This is a genomic window from Paenarthrobacter sp., from assembly GCF_031180005.1.
Lineage (GTDB): Bacteria > Actinomycetota > Actinomycetes > Actinomycetales > Micrococcaceae > Arthrobacter.
Map to the genome: position 1 here is coordinate 1 of NZ_JAPSHI010000043.1, position 19,964 is coordinate 19,964.

At 62.2% G+C, this 19,964-nt stretch carries 17 protein-coding genes and 1 pseudogene; 7 read left to right on the forward strand and 11 right to left on the reverse strand.

Annotated features, from left to right (window positions below; all coding sequences use genetic code 11):
* Together RIF72_RS18935 and RIF72_RS18940 are read left to right on the forward strand one after the other, a co-directional pair.
* A pseudogene (locus RIF72_RS18935) lies at nucleotides 1-179 on the forward strand (urocanate hydratase); the annotation flags it as partial.
* Nucleotides 180-673: 494 nt separating this feature from the next.
* A complete protein-coding gene (locus RIF72_RS18940; protein ID WP_309076356.1) occupies nucleotides 674-2,119 on the forward strand; it encodes an aromatic amino acid lyase in 1,446 nt (481 codons plus the stop codon).
* A gap of 34 nt (nucleotides 2,120-2,153) precedes the next feature.
* Here the strand turns inward: RIF72_RS18940 and RIF72_RS18945 are convergent, their stop codons facing one another.
* Complete coding sequence (locus RIF72_RS18945) at nucleotides 2,154-3,806, reverse strand: MDR family MFS transporter (protein ID WP_309076357.1); 1,653 nt, start codon at nucleotides 3,804-3,806, stop codon at nucleotides 2,154-2,156.
* A gap of 131 nt (nucleotides 3,807-3,937) precedes the next feature.
* Entirely contained in the window at nucleotides 3,938-4,411 is a 474-nt protein-coding gene (gene rraA / locus RIF72_RS18950; RefSeq protein ID WP_309076358.1) for a ribonuclease E activity regulator RraA, read from the reverse strand.
* A 157-nt stretch (nucleotides 4,412-4,568) separates the two neighbouring features.
* Here rraA and RIF72_RS18955 point away from each other — a divergent pair, with 157 nt between their 5' ends.
* On the forward strand, nucleotides 4,569-5,873 hold the full coding sequence (locus tag RIF72_RS18955) for an MFS transporter (protein WP_309076359.1): 1,305 nt from the start codon (nucleotides 4,569-4,571) through the stop codon (nucleotides 5,871-5,873).
* A gap of 252 nt (nucleotides 5,874-6,125) precedes the next feature.
* On the opposite strand, the gene RIF72_RS18960 is transcribed toward RIF72_RS18955, so the two are convergent.
* The 3 genes from RIF72_RS18960 to RIF72_RS18970 form a co-directional block, all read right to left on the reverse strand.
* Nucleotides 6,126-7,139 (reverse strand): VCBS repeat-containing protein, encoded by a 1,014-nt coding sequence (locus RIF72_RS18960; RefSeq protein WP_309076360.1) that lies wholly within the window; start codon nucleotides 7,137-7,139, stop codon nucleotides 6,126-6,128.
* Nucleotides 7,140-7,294: 155 nt separating this feature from the next.
* On the reverse strand, nucleotides 7,295-8,440 hold the full coding sequence (locus tag RIF72_RS18965; RefSeq protein ID WP_309076361.1) for a VCBS repeat-containing protein: 1,146 nt from the start codon (nucleotides 8,438-8,440) through the stop codon (nucleotides 7,295-7,297).
* A gap of 51 nt (nucleotides 8,441-8,491) precedes the next feature.
* Nucleotides 8,492-9,619: a VCBS repeat-containing protein gene (locus tag RIF72_RS18970; RefSeq protein ID WP_309076362.1), complete on the reverse strand. Its 1,128-nt coding sequence runs from the start codon at nucleotides 9,617-9,619 to the stop codon at nucleotides 8,492-8,494.
* A gap of 206 nt (nucleotides 9,620-9,825) precedes the next feature.
* Here RIF72_RS18970 and RIF72_RS18975 point away from each other — a divergent pair, with 206 nt between their 5' ends.
* From RIF72_RS18975 to RIF72_RS18985, 3 genes are all read left to right on the forward strand, one after another.
* Nucleotides 9,826-10,437 (forward strand): TetR/AcrR family transcriptional regulator, encoded by a 612-nt coding sequence (locus tag RIF72_RS18975; RefSeq protein ID WP_309076363.1) that lies wholly within the window; start codon nucleotides 9,826-9,828, stop codon nucleotides 10,435-10,437.
* Between the two features lie 277 nt (nucleotides 10,438-10,714).
* On the forward strand, nucleotides 10,715-11,905 hold the full coding sequence (locus RIF72_RS18980; RefSeq protein WP_309076364.1) for an NADP-dependent malic enzyme: 1,191 nt from the start codon (nucleotides 10,715-10,717) through the stop codon (nucleotides 11,903-11,905).
* Between the two features lie 122 nt (nucleotides 11,906-12,027).
* Nucleotides 12,028-12,531: a DUF456 domain-containing protein gene (locus RIF72_RS18985; RefSeq protein ID WP_309076365.1), complete on the forward strand. Its 504-nt coding sequence runs from the start codon at nucleotides 12,028-12,030 to the stop codon at nucleotides 12,529-12,531.
* A 22-nt stretch (nucleotides 12,532-12,553) separates the two neighbouring features.
* On the opposite strand, the gene RIF72_RS18990 is transcribed toward RIF72_RS18985, so the two are convergent.
* Both RIF72_RS18990 and RIF72_RS18995 read right to left on the reverse strand, forming a co-directional pair.
* Nucleotides 12,554-13,501, reverse strand: a complete 948-nt coding sequence (locus tag RIF72_RS18990) for a polysaccharide deacetylase (RefSeq protein ID WP_309076366.1) — start codon at nucleotides 13,499-13,501, stop codon at nucleotides 12,554-12,556.
* Complete coding sequence (locus RIF72_RS18995) at nucleotides 13,498-15,033, reverse strand: cytosine permease (RefSeq protein ID WP_309076367.1); 1,536 nt, start codon at nucleotides 15,031-15,033, stop codon at nucleotides 13,498-13,500. The genes RIF72_RS18990 and RIF72_RS18995 overlap by 4 nt, the downstream gene beginning before the upstream one ends.
* A gap of 108 nt (nucleotides 15,034-15,141) precedes the next feature.
* Here RIF72_RS18995 and RIF72_RS19000 point away from each other — a divergent pair, with 108 nt between their 5' ends.
* Complete coding sequence (locus RIF72_RS19000; RefSeq protein ID WP_309076368.1) at nucleotides 15,142-16,635, forward strand: PucR family transcriptional regulator ligand-binding domain-containing protein; 1,494 nt, start codon at nucleotides 15,142-15,144, stop codon at nucleotides 16,633-16,635.
* 93 nt (nucleotides 16,636-16,728) lie between these two features.
* On the opposite strand, the gene purU is transcribed toward RIF72_RS19000, so the two are convergent.
* The 4 genes from purU to RIF72_RS19020 all read right to left on the reverse strand — a co-directional run.
* Nucleotides 16,729-17,628 (reverse strand): formyltetrahydrofolate deformylase, encoded by a 900-nt coding sequence (gene purU / locus RIF72_RS19005; protein ID WP_309076369.1) that lies wholly within the window; start codon nucleotides 17,626-17,628, stop codon nucleotides 16,729-16,731.
* Between the two features lie 2 nt (nucleotides 17,629-17,630).
* Nucleotides 17,631-19,022 carry an L-serine ammonia-lyase gene (locus RIF72_RS19010; RefSeq protein ID WP_309076370.1) on the reverse strand — a complete coding sequence of 464 codons (1,392 nt, stop codon included), beginning with the start codon at nucleotides 19,020-19,022 and terminating at the stop codon, nucleotides 17,631-17,633.
* Complete coding sequence (locus RIF72_RS19015; protein WP_309076371.1) at nucleotides 19,022-19,666, reverse strand: sarcosine oxidase subunit gamma family protein; 645 nt, start codon at nucleotides 19,664-19,666, stop codon at nucleotides 19,022-19,024. The genes RIF72_RS19010 and RIF72_RS19015 overlap by 1 nt, the downstream gene beginning before the upstream one ends.
* Nucleotides 19,659-19,964, reverse strand: a 306-nt coding sequence (locus tag RIF72_RS19020) for a glycine cleavage T C-terminal barrel domain-containing protein (protein ID WP_309076372.1), incomplete at its 5' end; no start/stop codon positions are given. The genes RIF72_RS19015 and RIF72_RS19020, both read right to left, overlap by 8 nt.

Sequence of the window (19,964 nt, forward strand, 5' to 3'; positions counted from 1 at the left end):
CCATCCACACCGGGCAGGTTTCGGTCGCTGACGGTACTGACCTGGCAGCCCAGAAACTCGAACGGCTCCTGACCAACGACCCGGGCATGGGCGTCATCCGCCACGTCGACGCCGGCTACGACCGCGCGGTCGAGGTAGCCAACGAACGCGGCGTCCGCATCCCCATGAACGAGAAGTAGGCAGCACGCGGTAACCGCATCTCGAAGGAAATCCCGGGACGGCTATGCAATGCACTCTTGCCTAGCCGTCCCAGGGAAAACCTAGGCATCAGTTCGAATAACAAACGATCAGCACACCCATCGGAGAGCGAGGAAACGCGCCATGGACAGAGGTAATCCGGGAACGTGGGCATCAGTCGCTATCGGAACACGGGTGACAATGACAAAGGGCGGCCACAATCCGTTTCGGGGGACTGTGGATGACAGAACGGCGGAGGGGACAATACTCTGGATCCTCTCCAATACTGGGATTCGCAAGCTCTTTCACATTGAGGACGGGTTTCAGTTGACCCCTGGTGGACGATGACGGCGCAACTCTCACCGCTGGAGTTCGAGCCTGACACTCGAGATAGTGAAGGCGTCGAACAAAACCAGTTGCCCTGTCCGGAGGACTGCTTCTACTGCACTGCACCGGAAACGGATTAGGGACGAAACTGACTAGAAAGGACCGGTTTATGGTCGTTATCGATGGCCTGACGCTGGACTTGTCCGATGTCGTCGCAGTAGCCGACGGCGAACATGTCACGTTGGCCCCGGAAGCCGTGGTTCGAATGGTCGAATCGCGGAAGTCTGCGGAGGCCACGGCGTTACGACGCCCCGTTTATGGCCGATCGACAGGGGTCGGCGCTAACCGCACGGTTTCTCTGTCGGAAGCCGACGAAGGAGGGGACACTCACGGGCTGAAGCTTCTGCGCAGCCACGCTGTGGATGCGGGCAGAGCACTGGATCGCCGGACCGTTCGCGCGATGTTGGTTGTCAGGCTTAGCCAATTGGCGGCTGGGCGATCTGGAATCAACCCCTCGATCGCCGAAAAATTGGTGGAACTCATCAATAGCGACGTCGTTCCGGAAATTCGGGAGTTCGGTGGCATAGGAACTGCGGACCTGCAGGCATTGGCCGGTACGGCGCTCACTTTACTGGGCGAACGTCCGCCATTGGGCGGCGGCAAGCTTCCGGTGCGCCTGACGGAGTGGGCCACTGCCGATGCCCTTCCGTTCATCAGCTCCAGTGCACTGACTATTGGCCAAGCGATCTTGGCACAGCAAAAACTGTCGAGGCTCTTGGACAATGCAACGTCAGCGGCTGCACTTTCCTTCATTGCGATGTCCGGCAACTCCGAGGCCCTGAGCCCTGCAGTGGCGGCAGTTGCAGATACTCAAGAGGTGGCCTCCGCCGCAACAATGTTCCATGGCATGGTTCAAGGCAGCGGCGAGCCTGCCCGCATCCAGGATCCGTACTGCTTGCGGACCTTGCCGCAGATTTTTGGTTCCCAAGCCGAGGAACTCGCGCGCTTGCATGCTCTGCTGAGCCGTCTTGTTACAGCGGGCAATGAGAATCCGCTCGTTCTCGGTTCACCATCCGACGGCACGAACGACGTCGCCCACCACGGGCTCTTCCAGATGACAAACCTTGCTCGCCGCGTGGATACGTTGCAGCTGGCCATCGGTGCGGCGTGCGCCACTCACCTGCGGAGGATCGACCTCCTGTGCGACCCGAAGTACACGGGCCTGCACCCCTTCCTGGCGGAGGACGGTTCAGGTCAGTCAGGGGTGATGATGCTCGAATATGTGGCTGCTGCCGCCGTTGGCCGGATTCGGGCCAACGCCGTGCCGGCAAGCCTTCAGACTGTGGTGCTGTCGCTCGGAGCTGAGGAGGATGCCAGCTTCGCAAGCGTGGCCACCGCTCAGTTGGAATCGACCGCGGAGGCACTGGCCACCGTCGCCGCCGTCGAGCTTATTTGTGCTTCACGGGCCCTGCGGCTGCAGGGGCGACGACCCGAAGAGTTTGCCAGCGCACGGCTGCGCACCATGATGCAGGCAGGTTTCATACTGCCGTCCGACGTGGGGGATCGTGACCTTCGCGGTGATCTGGAGATGGCCATCGAGCTCGTAAAGGGTTAGGACTGGGAGCTTTCGACCGAATGACGTCCAGGGATCAGTGCGCCGGAACGGATTCTTTGGCTGCCGCCTTGGGGTCCGTCAGCTTCTTATTGGGCAATGCGAAGCTGATCAGGAAGGCAATCAGCATGAGCCCCGCAGCCGTGAGCATGACGATATCGATCGCTTGGGCAAATCCCTCGGTGATGGGCCGTGTCAGCGTGCTGTTGGCCGTGTGGAGCCAGCTGGTGTCATTCAGGGACTCGTTGTTGGCGCCATTCTTGAAGAAGTCGAAGAGCTTGGCGTTTGCCGGGTCCGATGCCACAGCCGGGTCCGTCATTACCGCTTGGTAGTCCGGGCTGGAAGCGGCGGTCTTCATGCCGTCGGCGATTTTGTCGGCTGCCGTGCTGAAAAGCATGGAGATGAACACCGCTGTTCCCACGGCCCCGCCCATGGAACGGAAGAAGGCTGCAGTGGAGGTGCCGACGCCCATGTCCTTGGGCGGGACCGACACCTGCATGGCGAGCGTGAGCGGCTGCATGCAGAAGCCCAGACCGACGCCGAAGAACACTGCTATCAGTCCGGGAACCCACAGGCCGGTATCGACGCCGAGGGCCAAGCCCATGACGGTGGCTGCAGCGGCCAGCACGGCCGTACCCATGATCGGGAAGATCCGGTACACACCTGAAGAGGAGATGGTTCGGCCGGCGGTGATGGATCCGAAGAGGATACCCACAGTAAACGTGATCATCATCAGGCCAGCCTCGGTAGGAGTCAGCCCCTTCACGAGCTGCAGATACATAGGCAGCATGGCGATGGCACCGAACATTCCGATGCCGATGATGAAGTTCAGCAGCGAGGACAAACCGAAAGTGGTGTTCTTGAAGAGACGCAGCGGGATCAAGGCGTAGTCCCCAGCGCGCTTCTCAGCGAGCAGGAACGCCACAATGCCGATCACGCCAAGTCCGTAGCAGAGCCAGGACGCGCCTGAGGCCCAACCCCAAATGCGGCCCTGTTCTGCAACCAGCAGCAAGGGCACAATCGCCAGCGTGATGGCGGCGGCGCCCCAGTAGTCGATCTTTTGCTTCACGTGCCGTGTCGGCAGGTGAAGGTACATGAAGACAACCACAAGGGCGGCGAGCCCTATGGGGAGGTTGATGAAGAAGACCCAGCGCCAGCCCTCGAAGCCCAGGATGTTGGCCGAGCCCGCGAATGCACCACCAATCACCGGGCCCAGGACGGAAGAAATGCCGAAGACCGACATGAAGTAGCCCTGGTACTTCGCCCTGTCCTTCAGTGCCACGATGTCACCAATGATGGTCAGTGCCAACGCCAGCAAGCCACCGGCGCCGAGGCCCTGGATGCCGCGGGCAATAGCGAGCTCGGTCATGGAGTGGACCGATCCCGCGTAGAGGGAACCAACCAGGAAGATCACGATGGCCACGAGATAGAGCGGGCGGCGGCCGAAAATATCGCTGAGCTTCCCGTAGAGCGGGGTGCTTACGGTTGATGTGATGAGGTACGCCGTGGTGGCCCACGCTTGGAGAGACAGGCCATCGAGATCGTTGGCAATGGTGTAGATGGACGTCGACACGATGGTTTGATCCAGCGAGGACAGGAACATGCCGAGCATGAGCCCCACCATGACGGTGAGTGTCTGACGATGCGTCAGGACCTCGCCGGCGGCCCGTACGGGCGCGGTTTTGGACATATCTTCTCCAGAGGTGGCAGAAAAGTGGTTAAGCAGGATAGTTGCTTTCAGTAACTATCTTACGACCCGATCGATTCCCATCGAGGAAATATTTCTTCCACTTTTCTTCTAAGTCGACGCCTTCAGGAGTGTTAGCGCTCCACCAAAATGCCGTCCGTGTCGCAGAAAATCATGACGCCGGGCTGAATCCGCACGCGGTCGATCACGAGCTGAACGTCCACCTCGCCCACGCCTGTCTTGGCGCTCTTCTTAGGGTTGCTGCCCAGTGCTTTGACGCCCAGAGGCAGGCGGGAGATGGCCTCACGGTCGCGAATGGCTCCGTTGATAACTACTCCGGCCCAGCCGTTTGCTACTGCACTCTCCGCGATCATGTCCCCCATGAGTGCAGTCCTCAGCGACCCTTGGCCATCAATGACCAGAACCGCCCCATCCCCGGGGGTGCTCAGGACGGTCTTCACCAGGGCGTTGTCTTCGAAGCATCGAATAGTGCGGACCGGCCCACTGAAGTGTGTGCGTCCACCCAAATTTTGAAACTGGACGGCGATGGACTCCAGTTCCTCGCCGCGTTCGTCGTAGAGATCGGCGGTATTTATTTGCTCGCTCATAGTGCTGCTCCTCTATCGGTTTGAGGCCACACTAACGCTTGAGTCGGGGCTGCCGCAGGAGATATTTCGGCCTATGTGGATAAAAAGTGCGACGGCGGTTCAGTGTCGCTCCACCGCGCTAGGCTGAATTCAAACATTGAATGAGGGGGAACCTGCTATGAGCTTGTCCGATCTACCGGGCCCGGTGCCGGATCCAGCCGTAGTCCGCGGAGGTACGGCAACGGCACTGGCTGAGCCTGTCACCCGTGTTCGGCCGATGTGGGTCACAGGCGTCGTGCTCGTGAACCTGGGCATCAACGCTGCATTCTTTGGCCCCCTCCAGGTTCTTCTCGGACAGCAGGCAGCCCACTTCGATGAGGGCCAGAAGGAAGCCATCCTTGCGTTGGTTACCGGCTGCGGCGCGGCTGTTTCGATGGTGGCCAACCCGCTCTTCGGGGCGTTCAGCGACCGTACAACCTCCCGGTTTGGACGCCGTGTTCCTTGGGTCTTGATGGGCGCCATTCTTGGCGCGGTCGCCCTGGTTGCCTTGGCCGGCGCTCCCAACGTCGCCGCCATGACTGTGCTTTGGTGCCTGGTGCAGGCGGGAGCGAACGCCATGTACGCGGCGATCTTCGCTGCTATCCCGGACCGTGTTCCCGTGCCGCAGCGCGGAACGGTGGGCGGCCTGGCAGCCATGGGTCAGACCGTGGGCATCCTGGTTGGTGCAGTCATTGCTGCCGTCGTAGCCGGAGACTTCGCCGCCGGTTACTGGGTATGCGCGGCGGCGCTGCTGGCCGGCGTCGTGCTTTATCTGCTGAAGAGCGATGATCAGCCCCTGCCGCCCGGCGAGCGTCCCGCTTTCAAAATGGTGAAATTCCTCCAGGGCTTCTGGGTTTCGCCTAAACGCTACCCCGATTTCGCTTGGGCATGGCTGACCAGATTCCTGGTCAGCACGGGCAATCACATGGTGACGATTTACTTGCTCTACTTCCTCGGCGACGCAGTCCGTCTCAAGGAGACGGAGGGAATTGAGCCAGAGTTCGGGGTCTTGGTCGTCACGGGGCTGTATGCCGTCACCGTAATCATCACCAGCGTCCTAGGCGGGCGGCTGAGCGACAGGATGGGCAAGCGAAAGCCCTTGGTTATCGCCTCGTCTGCCATCATCGCTGCGGCCTCGTTGATTCTCGCGTTTGCGCCTACATGGATCGGCGCGATTGCAGGAGCAATGGTGCTGGGGATCGGGTTCGGAGCCTACTTGGCTGTGGACTTCGCACTGATCACTGAGGTCCTGCCCGCCGCCATGGATCGAGGAAGGCACCTTGGGGTCATCAATATCGCTAACTCGCTGCCGCAGGTTTTGGCGCCAGCGATCGCCTTTCTCTTTGTCAAGAACTTGGGCGGCTATGTCTCGCTATACGTGGCCGCGGCAGTCATTGGGCTTTTGGGCGCCGTGTTCGTGGTGAAGATCAAGAGCGTCGCTTAGTTAGCTGGACTTGTGAGGCTGGTGGCTAAGACTGGTTGCATGCAGGGACGCGAGCACGCGCAACCCGCGTCCCATCGATAAAAACGCCATCGACAAAAAACACTGGAAGACAACCCACATCCGAGGGATAATTGGCTCAAGCGGGCGGAATGACCCCGTTGTCGCACCCAAGGGTGCTGATTAGAACACGCCGCTAGACGGCCATTGGTGGCGTTCCGCCCGCCCCAACCATGCCCTTTATTCAGCAGTCTCCTAGAACACCGCGTTCATGACGTTCCAGCCGCTGCCGACAACCGGCTGGCCCTTCCATGTGAAGCCGTAGATGCCCCGGCTGCTGAAGCCCGAAGGGTCGGCGAGGTACATCGTCAGCTGACCGTTAGGGCTGATGCCGTAAACGTCGTTGTAGCCATCGCCATTGAAGTCACCGGCGACCCCAAAACGACTGAGCATTTCCCAGCCCCTGCCTATGGTTCCGTCGTAGCCGCTGGGATGACCGTACTCATTGAAGAAACCGTTGCGCGGAGAGGACCGAACCTGCAAGTCGCCCCACGAACTTCGACTCAGGACCACGGCATCAGGTGTGCCATAGAAATGCCCCGCCCCGGCAGCATCCAGGCCCTGCCAGGCCGAGGAGACCTTGCTGGGTGCGAGCCAGCCGCCCCGCCCGTTTCCTGGGTAAAGGAATACATTGCCCGCTGCATCCTGGGCAAGGATGTCGTTGGTGCCATCGCCGTTCAGGTCGCCGGGTGCGATGAGGTTGATGAACCCCTGCCACCCTTGGCCGATCTGAAACGCCTGTTTCCACGCCCCGGCGCCGTTTCCTTGGTACAGGAAGAGCCGTCCGTAGCCATCGCGGCCCATGACGTCCACAGTTCCGTCGCCGTCGAAGTCTCCCGGCGAAACCAGGAGGTTGTAAATGTGCCAGCCATTACCGATCACTTGCGGTGCCCGCCAGTTGCCTCTTCCGTCCGTGGGGTAGAGCAGCAGCCGACCGGCGGCATCGCGGGCGAACAGGTCAAAGGTGCCGTCGCCATCGAAACCCCTTGAGCGCGGCGCCGCTTCGACAGGGAACCCAAGGGTGGTTTCTTTGCTGGGCACAGTCTCCATGGTGAGGGAGGCCGCGGTGTTCACCGCTTCTTCGGCGGCGGCAGCAGGGACGGCCGAGATCAGGAGGCAGGTGGCTAAAGCCGGGGCCGTGATGAGTGCAAGCAGTCGGCGTGGACTGCGGCGGCGCGCAGGCACGCGAAGGGCAGAGTTGGAGCCCAAGGATTTCCCCCAGAAATAAGACGGCACAGAGCTGGCCGAAGAGATCAATTGGGATGACACTACCGCCTGCTGGGTCGCTGGCATATAACTGGCCCTTTTATTGCGGAACCCAGTCCGGATCGCTCCGAACGGGTTTCCAAGTATGCGACCAACAACTAGAACAGGTCCGTGAACCCGCCCCAGCCCCAGCCGATCACTTCAGCACCGGCCCAGCCGGCGTTGCCGTTCCCGTAGTAGGCCCGTAGCTGGCCGGAGCCGTCCACGGCGAAGACGTCGAGGCTGCCGTCGGCGTTGATGTCGCCTGCGCTGCCGATCTTGCTCATGCCGTTCCAGCCTTGGCCAACAACGGTCATGCCGTTCCAGCCGCCGGTACCGTTTCCGCTGTATAGCCTTAGGTAGCCGGAAGCATCGCGCGCCAGGACGTCAACGTTCGTATCGCCGTCGAAGTCGCCGGGGGTGATGATCGCGTTCAGGGCGTTCCATCCTTGGCCCACCACGTACCTCGGTAGCCATCCGCCCTCTCCATCCCCGGGATAGAGGTAGAGAATTCCATTGGCGTCGCGGGCCAGGATGTCATTTGTGCCATCGCTGTTGAAGTCCCCGGGAGCCACCAGAGACGTGAAGATGTTCCATCCGGTACCGACTTTCCGGGGGCCGTTCCATCCCCCTGTGCCGTCACCGCTGTAAAGGTAAAGGTCGCCGGCTGAGTCCCTGCCCAGGACGTCATTGCTGCCGTCCCCGTCAAAGTCGCCGGGGGAGAGCACTGTGGGGAAGATGTTCCAGCCGGCGCCGACGGTCCGTGCCGGTTCCCAGCTATTGAACACGCGCGGGTACATCACCAAGGCGCCGTCGGTGCGGCGGGCGAGGAGCTCGAAGGCGCCGCGGCTGGTGAAGCCGTTGGGGCGGTTCGAGGCAGAGATCGGTGCAGTTTCTTCGCTGGCAACTTCCAGACCCTCGCAGGGGTGGTTCGCCACGAGGTGCGCTGCGATGGTTTTGCCGCGGTCTTCTTCGCCGAGGAGATAGTGGGGCCAAGTGGTATGGTCGGCCGCCAACTCGCCGTCGCGGGTCCAGTAGATGCGTGTATCCGGCCCGGAGGCCTGGGCGCAGCCTTTGTAGGCCATAGGGTCCCATGACACTGTCAGGGTGGCACCAACGTAAGGTGCGCCGGTGATTACTGGAGGTTCAGGGTCCATATTGGCCATGGCGGGAGCGGGTGCAAGAACAACCGCCGCGAAGATCGCAGCAGCCATCCCGGCAATTGCCCGGCGCACGCCGGACGTAGGGCGTGATGAAGCAAACATTGTGTCCTCCCCAGACTTTATGCGGTTAATGGTACCGCGTCTGGGATTTTCCTAGAAGATTGCTGTGAACCATCCAAAGCCTGCGCCTACAGCCTCGGAGCCCTTCCAGCCGGTCCTTCCGTCGCTGTAGTAGGCGAGCAAGCGGCCTTGCTGGTCAATCCCGTGAACATCGGGGAAGCCATCGCCGTTGAAGTCACCGGCGCTACCTATGAACTTGAGCGCGTTCCATCCGACGCCGATCATCCAAGACCGCGACCAGCCTCCCGCGCCGTTGCCCCCGTAAAAGAAAAGGTGCCCGTTGCGATCACGCGCCAGGATGTCCACGTTGCCGTCACCATTGAAGTCGCCGGGGGTGGCCAGTGCATCCATAACGTTCCAGCCGGTCCCGACGGCGGTTCGAGCCAACCAGCCCCCCGCGCCATTGCCCGGGTAGAGGTAAAGGGCGCCGCCGGGTTCTCTTGCCAGGACGTCGTTGTGGCCATCGCCGTTGAAGTCGCCCGGGCCGACGATGGAGTCGAACACGTTCCATCCATTGCCGATTGACTTGGCCGGTTTCCATCCCCTGGCCCCGTCTCCACCGAAGAGGTAGAGCCCGCCTATGGAGTCGCGCACGATTACATCGCTTTTGCCGTCGCCGTCGAAGTCGCCGGGGGAGAACGCTGTGTTGAAGATATTGAAGCCATATCCCACCGTCCGGGCAGGGTCCCAGGCGTTGCCCTTTCGCCCGTAGAGCACCAGCGAGCCGTCATTGGCGCGGGTTAGGAGCTCGAAGCTGCGTCCCGTGAAACCTGCCGCCCGGTTCACAGCACCAACAGGCTTGCTTTCGTTGCTGTGCAGGGATTCTCCGCCGCAGGCCGTTTTGCTGGCCGTGACGTGGGCGGCCATCCGTGCGCCCCTGTCATCAGCCTCAAGGAGATAACTCCGGGTTGTTTCGCCGGCCACGAGGAAGCCATCCCGGGTCCAGTAGACCGTGAAGTCCGGGCCTTTGCCCCCACCGCAGCCATAAAAAGTGTAGGGACCTATGTCGGCGGTCAGCTTCTTCCCCACAAACGCTTCCCCGTTGAGTATCGGGTCTGGTCCGCTGCTGGGCGCGGCCGACGCCGAAAGGGGGCTAAGTGCCATGGCCGCCACGGTGGCGGTCAGCAGCGCCGCTGCGATCCGACGTCGTAATGTCCCCATGTGTGTTCCTCCCGGTGCGCGATCCAAACCTGCAAGAAGTGTATGTGCCTGCAGGGTTGATAGCCGGGAACGGCATGGGGTCATGGGTGCAAAGGGAGCTCTCAGGAAACGGTCATTTTGCTCCCGTATCATTGATGCGATCGGCCAGCCGCGGTCCTTGACCCAGCCGGCCGTTTCCTTGTCAGCCTGCCAAGAGATCGCCGGAAATGCCCGCATCAAACTCACTGGAACCTTACTCCCTTGACCTGACCACGGGGCTGCCCCGCATGGCTGCCGCACCCACCACGCCGCGGCAGCAGCTGCGCTATGCCCGCATCCTGAAGACGGCCGAAGGATTTGCCCAGCGGCAGTTCGATACCTTGAGCTTGTCTGACGTTGCTGCCCGCGCTGATATTCCACTTGGCACGCTCTACCGCTACTTTCCCTCTACGGCCCACCTCATGCTTGCTGTCTATCGGCAGCAGCTGCGGGAACTCCGCGATGGCGTCCGACTGCGGGAAGGAAAAGGGCATGCCCTCGCGGGTTTGATGATGGAGATCTTCCACCTGCGGGTCATGCAGCCGGGTGTGGAACATTGCCTCATCAGGCCAGCGGGCAAGGACGATGACACGGCGCAGTTACTGCGGGAAATCGATTCCCTGTCCGAGGAAGTGGTTGGTTCGTTGAGCAGGGACCCTGGTAAGGACGCCGTCAGGGCCCGAATCCTGTTACACCTGGTGAGCGGGTTGGTGCAGGCTGTCCGTTGTCGCAGGCTCTCTCTGTTTGAGGCCGAGAAGGATCTGAAGAAAGCGTGCTCGCTCCTCACCGGCGAAGAGTAAACGGGCCTGCTGGTCTAGACCAGTAGGGGACAAGAATGCGTTTTTTGGAATGACGTAAGTCACAATCTCCCCTGGTTGAACGTTTTACTCTCGAATCGTCTCTCTTGGTATTGAATCTTGTACCCTCCGCGCTTCCCTAGGCTGGAAACACCGAAGCGGCTAGCAGCCCCCTATCTGCAGAAGCAATGCCGGACCAGTCACCCTTGGTCCGCACCAGCAGTTCTGTTCCTGCCCGAATCATGCCGTGGGTTCACGGCTAGCCTGAGGAGACAAAGACGTGTCCATTGAGACAATTGCAACTGATAACGACGCCCTGGTACTGAGCGAAGAAGAGATCTTCGCCGCACACGAAGGCGGCAAGCTGACCATTTCCAGCACCGTTCCGCTCAACAACAAGCGCGACCTTTCCATCGCATACACCCCGGGCGTCGCCCAGGTCAGCCGCGCGATCCACGCCAACCCCGAGCTTGCCCGCACCCACACCTGGGCCGAGCGCCTGGTTGTTGTGGTCAGCGATGGCACCGCCGTCCTGGGTCTTGGCAACATTGGCCCCAGCGCCTCCCTGCCGGTCATGGAGGGCAAATCGGCCCTGTTCAAGTCCTTCGGCGACCTCGACTCCATCCCGCTGGTGCTCAACACCACAGACGTTGACGAGATCATCGAGACCCTGGTCCGTCTGCGCCCGAGCTTCGGCGCCGTGAACCTTGAGGACATCTCGGCTCCGCGCTGCTTCGAACTAGAAGAACGCCTCATCGAAGCCTTGGATTGCCCGGTCATGCACGATGACCAGCACGGTACCGCCGTGGTGGTTCTTGCCGCCCTGACCAACGCTGCCAAGGTGACCCAGCGCGGACTCCCCAGCCTCAAGGTTGTTGTTTCCGGCGCAGGTGCCGCAGGTATTGCCATCGCCGAAATTCTTCTTGCTGTTGGCATCGAGGACGTCATCCTGCTCGACTCCAAGGGCGTGGTCAACGCTGACCGTGCCGACCTCGTGGCTGATCCCGGCAGCGTCAAGGCCCGCGTGGCCCAGCGGACCAACCCTCGCGGCATCACCGGCGGTCCGGGTGAAGGCCTGACGGGTGCCGACGTTTTTGTAGGCGTCTCCTCCTCCAAGCTGGACGAAGAACACCTGAAGCTCATGAACGACCAGTCGATCGTGTTCGCTTTGTCCAACCCGGACCCGGAAGTCCTTCCGGAGGTTGCCCAGAAGTACGCAGCCGTAGTGGCAACGGGCCGCAGCGATTTTCCGAACCAGATCAACAACGTGCTGGCCTTCCCTGGCATCTTCCGCGGCGCACTCGACGCCAAGGCCCGCCGCATCACGCCGGCCATGAAGATCGCTGCCGCCAACGCAATCGCCGAACTGGCCGCAGAAGACCTCTCGGCGGATTACATCGTGCCAAGCCCGTTGGACGCCCGAGTTGCACCGGCCGTCACCGCGGCAGTTGCAGCCGCCGTGACTGAATAGCGGTTACAGACTTAGAACCGACGACGGCGATGCCTCCCATGTTGGGGAGCGTCGCCGTCGTCTGTGGTTAAGCCGGTCTGGCTGTGCCGTCGGCCTGCCAAGCGGCCCCTAGACTTGGGGCCATGAATGCCGAACTTATCGTGACCATCTTGTGTGGCCTGGCCATTGCGGTAGGTGTCGCCGGAACCATCATTCCCGTGCTGCCCGGGAGCATCCTCATTGGCGCGAGCCTGCTGGCTTGGGCCATCTGGGGAGGTGCCGGTCCGTTCGGCTGGGTGATCTTCGCCGTCGGAATGGTCTTCGTAGTGGCGGGAATGGCGGCCAGCGCCGTACTCACCGGACGGAAGCTGAAACAGCACGGTATCCCGAACAGGTCAGTACTGATCGGTGTGGTCCTGGGTGTGGTGGGAATGTTCGTCATTCCCGTGGTGGGGCTCTTTGTTGGGTTCGCCATCGGGCTACTCCTCAGTGAAGTCCAGCGGATCCGTGACTTCCGTACAGCTGTGCGTTCGAGCGGCGCTGCGCTGAAAGCCACCGGCATTGGCATCCTGGTGGAGTTCGGACTCGCCTGTGCTGCGGCCAGCACGTGGATCATCGGCGTCTGGATCAACGCCGTGAACGGCTAAACCGCCCTAAACCTGCGGGTGATTAGTGGTGCGCGGGGACGTGGACCCGCGCGGGGCGGAAGCTTGCTCCGGCTCCGGGGAACAGCGGAACATCGATGCGTGCGTGGGTGTGGATTTCCTGCACGGTGTCCTTGGCGTGCTGCGCGATCTCAGCCAGCGTGGTGACCCACATGCCGTCCAGTTCCTTGACCCTCTCGATCAGCTGCTCCAAGGCGACGGCACGGGATGGTCGGCCTGAAATGAACGGGTGGTTGGTCAGGACGAAGCAGCTGCCTTGGGAGTGGTGCGCTTGGGCTTCAAGGGTCCACATTTCCAGCGCCTTGGCCGGGCTCTCGATGACCCCGCTGCCGGTGACTCCGGGGTAGAACCCGTACTGCTCCCAGTCGTCCAAGGCCCAGTCCACGGGGATCTCCACGATGTCCCGGGAATCACCCTCGGCTACCGACATGCGGTAGGGGGCGTCGCCGTCGAGCAGGCTTGAATCATAAAGGAAGCCGCGATCCGCAAGCAGTACCGGCGACTGCCAGTTCAACTCCCACCAAGGTGCCCGATAACCAACCGGCCGGATCCCCGCGACGTTGGCCAAGGCTTCGAGTCCTCGGTCCAGGTAGCTGGCTTCGGTTGCGGCGTCGATACCCTGCATAGGCTCGTGAAGATAACCGTGATGGGCGATTTCATGCCCGCCATCGGCGATCCTGCGGACGACGTCCGGGTAGCTCTCCGCAGTGAAACCCGGGATGAAGAACGTCCCCTTGATGCCTTGGCGGTCCAGGATCTGAAGCAAGCGCGGCACCGCGATCTTGGGGCCGTACGACTGGTGGCTCATGAGGGACATGCGCCGGGTGCTGGAAGGATCGTGCGCGATGGTGCAGGACTCTGCATCGACGTCGAAGGTGAAGGACGCTGCTGCCTGGTAGCCCTCGGGCCACGTGATCGGGTGGAGCGAATCAGCGAAAGCGGGCTGGTTCATGCTGTGGTCCTTTCGGGAACTACGGGAGCGGGTGCGGCCGGCTGCGTGACTGAAACGTGGTTCGATTCCGCTAGGAGATATTTCTTGTGTGCCCGCGGGCCGAGGATTGCGTAGCTCGCCGCGCTGGTGAGGCCACCAGCCAGCCAGGAGAGGTCCCAGCCGCCGAGGGCCACGGCGATGGGGCCCTGCATGGCGGGAACAAGTCCGTACATAAACAGCCAGGTGGAGAAAATACCCACCAGGAGGGACACGATTCCGGCCCAGTTGATGACGGGCAGGCGGTGCGTTCCCACGGGGTCGAAGAGGCGATCAACCTTTGCCGGCCAGCGCTTTTCAAGCCAGAAGTAGTGCACCAGCATGACGCCACCCCAGGCGGCCACCCAAGCGACCAATCCGATCAGCCAAGCGTCGAGCACTGCGGCGAAGTCCTCTTGGAAGATGAAGAACACGACGGCGATGAGTGAGAAGACGCCCACGAAGAGGTTGAGTTTGCGGCGGCTGATCTTGATGTCCAAAGCCTGGGTGGCCACGGAGAAGGTGTAGATGTTCAGGATGTTGGTGGCGATGGGGCCATGCAGCACCATGAGCAGGACGGGGAGGGCCAGGACGCCGAAGTTCTGGACGATCAGCTTGCCGGGGTCGATCTCGCCGCTGTTGGTCGCGAGGCTTGCGCCGAGGACGCCCAACCACACCACGGGAATGAATTGGCCGAGGACCGAGGCGAGGTACACCCTGCGCTTGGGAACCGAAGTGCTGACGAAGCGGGAGTAGTCGGCGGCGTAGGTGAACCAGGTAATGCCCCAGCCGATGCCGATTGCGGTCATCACTGCGCTCATGGCCGCAATGCGTTCCGACCCTTCGAGGATGTTGCCGGCAGGCCCGGCGTAGCCCCAGTCGATCTTCATGCCGAACCATGCCACGCAGGACATGACGGCCAGGATGATGATGGTCGGCGGGACCGTCCATTTTTCAAAGGCTGCAATGGCCTTGTAGCCGAACCAGGCGATGGCAACCTGCGCTGCCATGATGGCCGTGGCGACGCCGATTTTCCAGCTGTAGTTTTGGGCTTCGGGATCTACCCAACCAAGGGTCCCGAATAGTGCCATGACCAGGTCCAGAATGATCCACGTGTTGACTGCGCACCAGCCGATCACCAGGAGAGCCTGAATGGCGGCGGGAAGATAATTGCCCCGGCGGCCGAACGCGGCGCGGGCAAGCACCATGCCAGTGGCGCCGGTCTTCTGGCCGAGGAGGACAAAGCAGCCGAAGAGCAGCATGCCGATCAGGTTTCCCAGGACCAGGACGATCACAGTGTCGGCGAAGCCGAGGCCAAGGTGGATGCCGAGGGCGCCGAGTACCCAGTTGATGGGTGCGAGGTTTGCACCCGCCCAAATCCAGAACTGTCCGGAAACTTTGCGGGTGCGGTCGGCCTCGGGGATGGGCTGGAGCCAGGCTTCGCTGTCGTGGCCCGGCGCCGTTGCCGGACCTGACTGCGATGCGCCTGAAGACGCTGGGGAGAGGTTGTCTTGCATGGGGAGGGCCTCCGTGTGTGAAAGGGACTCTTTCAGCGTATGTGCTCCGGATCACAGCAACAAGATACGATGTGTCTAAGCAAATAACCGATCACCGTACGGAGTGTCATGTCCATTGAGTTGGGTGCGGCTTTGGAGTACCAAAGCCTCAAATCCGCAGAAGCCCGGTTCCTCAATAACGTCCCCGAAGCACTGAACCGGCCCGTCCGTTGGGTGCACTCCAGCGAGGTATTGGACATCGCCCCGCTCCTCAGCGGCGGCGAGCTGTTGCTGAGCGGAGGCCAGGCGCTCGCCGGTGTCACTGCCGAGCGGCAAGCCGGCTACGTCCGCGAACTGGCAGCCCGGGGGATTGCCGCGCTGGCCCTCGAGACAGGTCCTGCCTTCCCGGAAATTCCGCGAAACATGTTGGAGGTGGCCGAAGCCGCCGGTTTGCCGGTCATAGAGCTACGCCAGGTGGTCCCCTTCGTTGGAATCATGCAGGAGATCAATTCGCTTTTGGTGAGCGAATCCGTGGAGCACCTTCAGCGAGGCGACCAAGCTAGCCATGCGATGGCCGCAGAACTTGCCCACGGTGGCGGGCTCGACCAGCTTCTGGCTGTCCTATCCGAAAGTACAGGTGCCAGCTCCCGGCTGGTCTCGCCGTCGGGCCTTACCCTCGGTGCCGCCGGATCGTTCGACGACGGTGGCAGCGTCACTACCGTGGATGTGCCGGTGCGCGGCGTCCTCGCCGCGAGACTTGAACTGCACATGCCCGACGACGGCGATGCCGGCCTCGCGCAGGTGGCGGGCGAACGTTCCGTGGACATCCTCGGGCTGGCGTTGCTGCAACGCATGCCGCCAGGGTTGAAGGAATTGGCTGGCATCGAACTCATGCGTGCCATCAATTCCGGGAGCCAGCAGTGGCAGCTGCAGCAGCTGGGACCGGCGTCGGGATTCCCAGTCAAGGGTGCGGTGGCGGCCGTAGTGATTCGGTCAACCGGTGCCGGGCATCTTCGGCCGGCAGTGGACGCGCTGCTTCGGGAGAGTGTGCCGCTCAGCGCGAGCTACGCCAACAATGCGGAATTGATCGCACTCGCGTCGTTGCCCGGAGGGGCGGCGGGAAATGGGCCGGCCACTCGACGTGTGCTCCTGGATTCACTCCGTCAACTGGAGGTTCCGGCTGGGTCCTTGGTGGCCGTCGGGCCGTTGGGCAGCGGAATTAGGGATGCGCCGTGGTCCTTGGCCGAGGCACGTCGCGCGCTGGATCTTCCCTCGGCCGATGGTGGTGGCGGCGCCGGCGGCGGTGTTGTGGACGCTGACACACTGGCCGTGGAGCTCCTTGCCCAAGAGTCTTTGGACGCCGCCACCCGCGAGGTGTTCGTCCAGCGGCAGGTGGGTGCCGTCGTCGAGCATGATCGCCTGAAGAAGTCCGAACTGATGCGGACCCTGGCCGTCTGGCTGGATACCGGGTGTAACACTGCCCGTGCTGCGCGGGAACTGCACTTGGAACGGCAGTCCCTGCACCACCGGCTCCAACGGATCTTTGAACTGTGTGGCGGAGATCCGCGGGGAACCGGAAGGCTGGCGGCGCTGCATCTGGCAACGAGGCTGGCCCGGTTGTAGGCCCTTAAACGCCAATTCGATGGTTCCCTGCACACACCGCCGTTCGCAACAGCGTCTGCGCAGGGAACCATCGAAATGGGTGCTTGCAGGGCCCTACTTCAACACGATCGTCCTGTTCCCATTCAGGATGATCCGCCCCTCGCAGTGCCAGCGAACGGCGTTGCTGAGGGCCTTGCATTCGGTGTCCCGGCCGGCGGCTACGAGATCGTCCGGCCCGAACGTGTGGTCCACCTCCACTACCTGCTGGGCGATGATGGGACCTTCGTCCAACTCGCCGTTCACATAGTGTGCGGTGGCGCCCACAGTTTTTACTCCACGCGCGTATGCCTGGTGGTAGGGCTTGGCACCCTTGAAGCTAGGCAGGAACGAGTGGTGAATGTTGATGGCGCGGCCGTCCAGCTTGCGGGCGAGGTCGTCGCTGAGGACCTGCATGTACCGGGCCAGGACAATGAGTTCCACGTCCAGTTCATCGATGATCTCCAGCAGGCGCCCCTCCGCCGCCGGCTTGGTGGCAGCGGTTACAGGGACATGGAAGAACGGAATTCCGTGCCACTCCGCCAAACCCTGGTGGTCCGTGTGGTTGGAAACGACGCCCACCACGTCAATGGGGAGCTCTCCGATCCGTGCGCGGAACAGGAGGTCATTAAGGCAATGCCCGAACTTGGAGACCATGATCAGCACGCGTCGCTTGTAGCCCTGTTGCTCCAGTTGCCAGTTCATGCCGTACTTCTCGCCAACGGGAGAGAACGCAGAACGAAGCTCGTCAACGGTGGATTCGTTGCCGGTCGACGCGAAGTGCACCCGCATGAAGAAGTGACCCTCAGCGCGATCACCGAATTGCTTGTTGTCGATGATGTCGCAGCCGTGTTCCAGCAGGAAGCCGGACACAGCGTGCACAATTCCCGGACCTTCGGGGCAGTTCAAAGTGAGGACGTGCTCCACCGTGGTCTCGGGAGAGGAAACGGCGGTTGTTTCAGTTTGGATGGCAGTCATGGCTAGCACTCCACTACGTTGACGGCGAGGCCTCCACGGGAGGTCTCCTTGTATTTGGATTTCATGTCTGCGCCTGTTTCGCGCATGGTCTTGATGGCTTTGTCCAGGGACACTTTGTGGCTGCCGTCGCCGTGCAGGGCAAGGCGGGCGGCGTTGATGGCCTTGACGCTGGCGATCGCATTGCGTTCGATGCAGGGGATCTGCACCAGTCCGCCCACGGGATCGCAGGTGAGGCCGAGGTTATGTTCGATGCCCACTTCGGCGGCATTTTCCACTTGCCCGGGCGTTCCACCGAGGACTTCGCAGAGACCGGCGGCGGCCATGGAGCAGGCGGAGCCCACTTCACCTTGGCAGCCCACCTCGGCGCCTGAGATGGACGCGTTGATTTTGAACAGGATTCCGACGGCGGCCGCCGCCAGCAGGAAGCGAACGACACCGTCGTCGTTGGCTCCTGGAACAAATTTTGTGTAGTAGTGCAGCACTGCCGGGACAATTCCGGCGGCACCATTGGTGGGCGCTGTGACGATCCTGCCGCCCGCGGCGTTCTCCTCATTCACAGCCAGGGCGAACAGGTTCACCCATTCCATGGCGAGGAGCGGATCGGCAGAGTGCGCACCGTTCAGGTCTGCGTCAGTTTCGGAGAGCTTCTTGAACAACGACGGCGCCCGTCGCGTTACATTGAGGCCTCCCGGCAGGATTCCCTCGGCAGAGCAGCCGTTGTCAACGCATTCCTGCATGACGGCCCAGATGCCCAGCAGCCGTTCGCGGAGCTCTTCCTCGGAACGCCATACGAGTTCGTTGGCCAGCATGATGTCCGAGATCGACTTGCCTTCCCGTAGGCAGATGGCCAGCAGTTCGTCGGCAGTGGTGAAGGGGTAGGGCAGAACAGTGTCGTCGGCTACCACTTTGTCGGCTCCGGAGACGTCCCCGTCCACCACGAAGCCGCCCCCAATGGAGTAGTAGCTGCGTTCCCGCAGCACGTTGCCCGTGTGGTCCAGCGCGCGGAACGTCATGCCGTTGGGGTGTGCCGGAAGCGACTTGCGGCGGTGCAGGACCACGTCCTCGTCCCAGTTGAAGTCCACACGGTGGTTGCCGCCCAAGCGAAGTTCCGCATCGAGCGCAGCGGCGGCCACCTGGTCATCGGCGGTGTGGGTGTTCACGGTTTCGGGAGAGTGGCCTTGCAGCCCCAGCACCACGGCCTTGTCAGAGCCGTGGCCCCGGCCGGTGGCGCCCAGGGAGCCGAAAAGCTCAGCCTGGACGCGCACCGTAGCCGGGAGTTGGCCGGACGATTCGAGACCGTCCGTGAACTGCTTTGCCGCACGCATCGGGCCTACCGTGTGTGAAGAAGACGGCCCGATGCCAACAGAAAACAGGTCAAGCACACTTAGTGCCATTAGGGGACCTCTGGGGAGGCGTACTCCCGCATGGCATCGAGGAGCCAGCGTCCCAGGAAGTCGGCAAACGAGGCCCGGGGAAAGATCCGGTAGGACTCATCCGAGGTCTTCCAGAGCATCACCGGAATGTGCGCAAGCTCAGTGGAGACAGCCGTACCGGCCTTGAAGACGCGCGGGTGGAGGTCCAGCGCGCATGTCTTCTCCAGCACTGCGCGGGCGTGGCTGCCGGAGAGCTCGAACGTGGTGCGGTTCGCGGACAAGTCCACCACCTGGCCGGCGTCGTTGCCCAGTGCGGTGGTCAGATCGCTGACCAAGGAACCGCCCAGTGAGTCATGGGCTTCCTCCGGGGCAACCACCATGAATTCGGTGGGGCCCAGCCACAGGGCGTTCACGGAACCCGTCCCCGTCACGTCGCCGCAAGTGGCAGGCAAGCCGCCGGTCACGGACGCAACCCGGGCACCGGCGTCGGACGCTGGGTGAACCCTGATCCCCACCATGGTCTGGTACGGAATTTCGGTGAGCGTCACCGTGCCCGGCACGGAGCCGGAGGTGAAAGCGTCAGCCAGGTGTTCGGCCGGGCTGCGGCGGGCACCCCGAACGCGGTTGACGTGTGCGGTTTCTGCTGGTGTTGCTGTTTCAGCCATCTTTGCGGGTCCCTTCAGCATCGAAAAGTACGGTTTCGCCAACAACCACGTCCACCAATTGGTCTCCCAGCGAGGCCACCAGGGTCTCGCCGATGCGGTTGCGGCCGTTTTGAATGAGTGCCAGGGCGAAGGAACGGCCCAGCGCGGCGCTGTGGTAGCTGGAAGTCACGAAGCCCTCCATGGGAACGGGTCCGTCAGCCGGGTTGACCGGAATGCCCTTTTCCACGAGCTGCGTGCCTTCCGGCAACCTCAGCGAGTGGTCCACGGGAAGGACGCTGACCAGGTGCTTGCGGTCCTC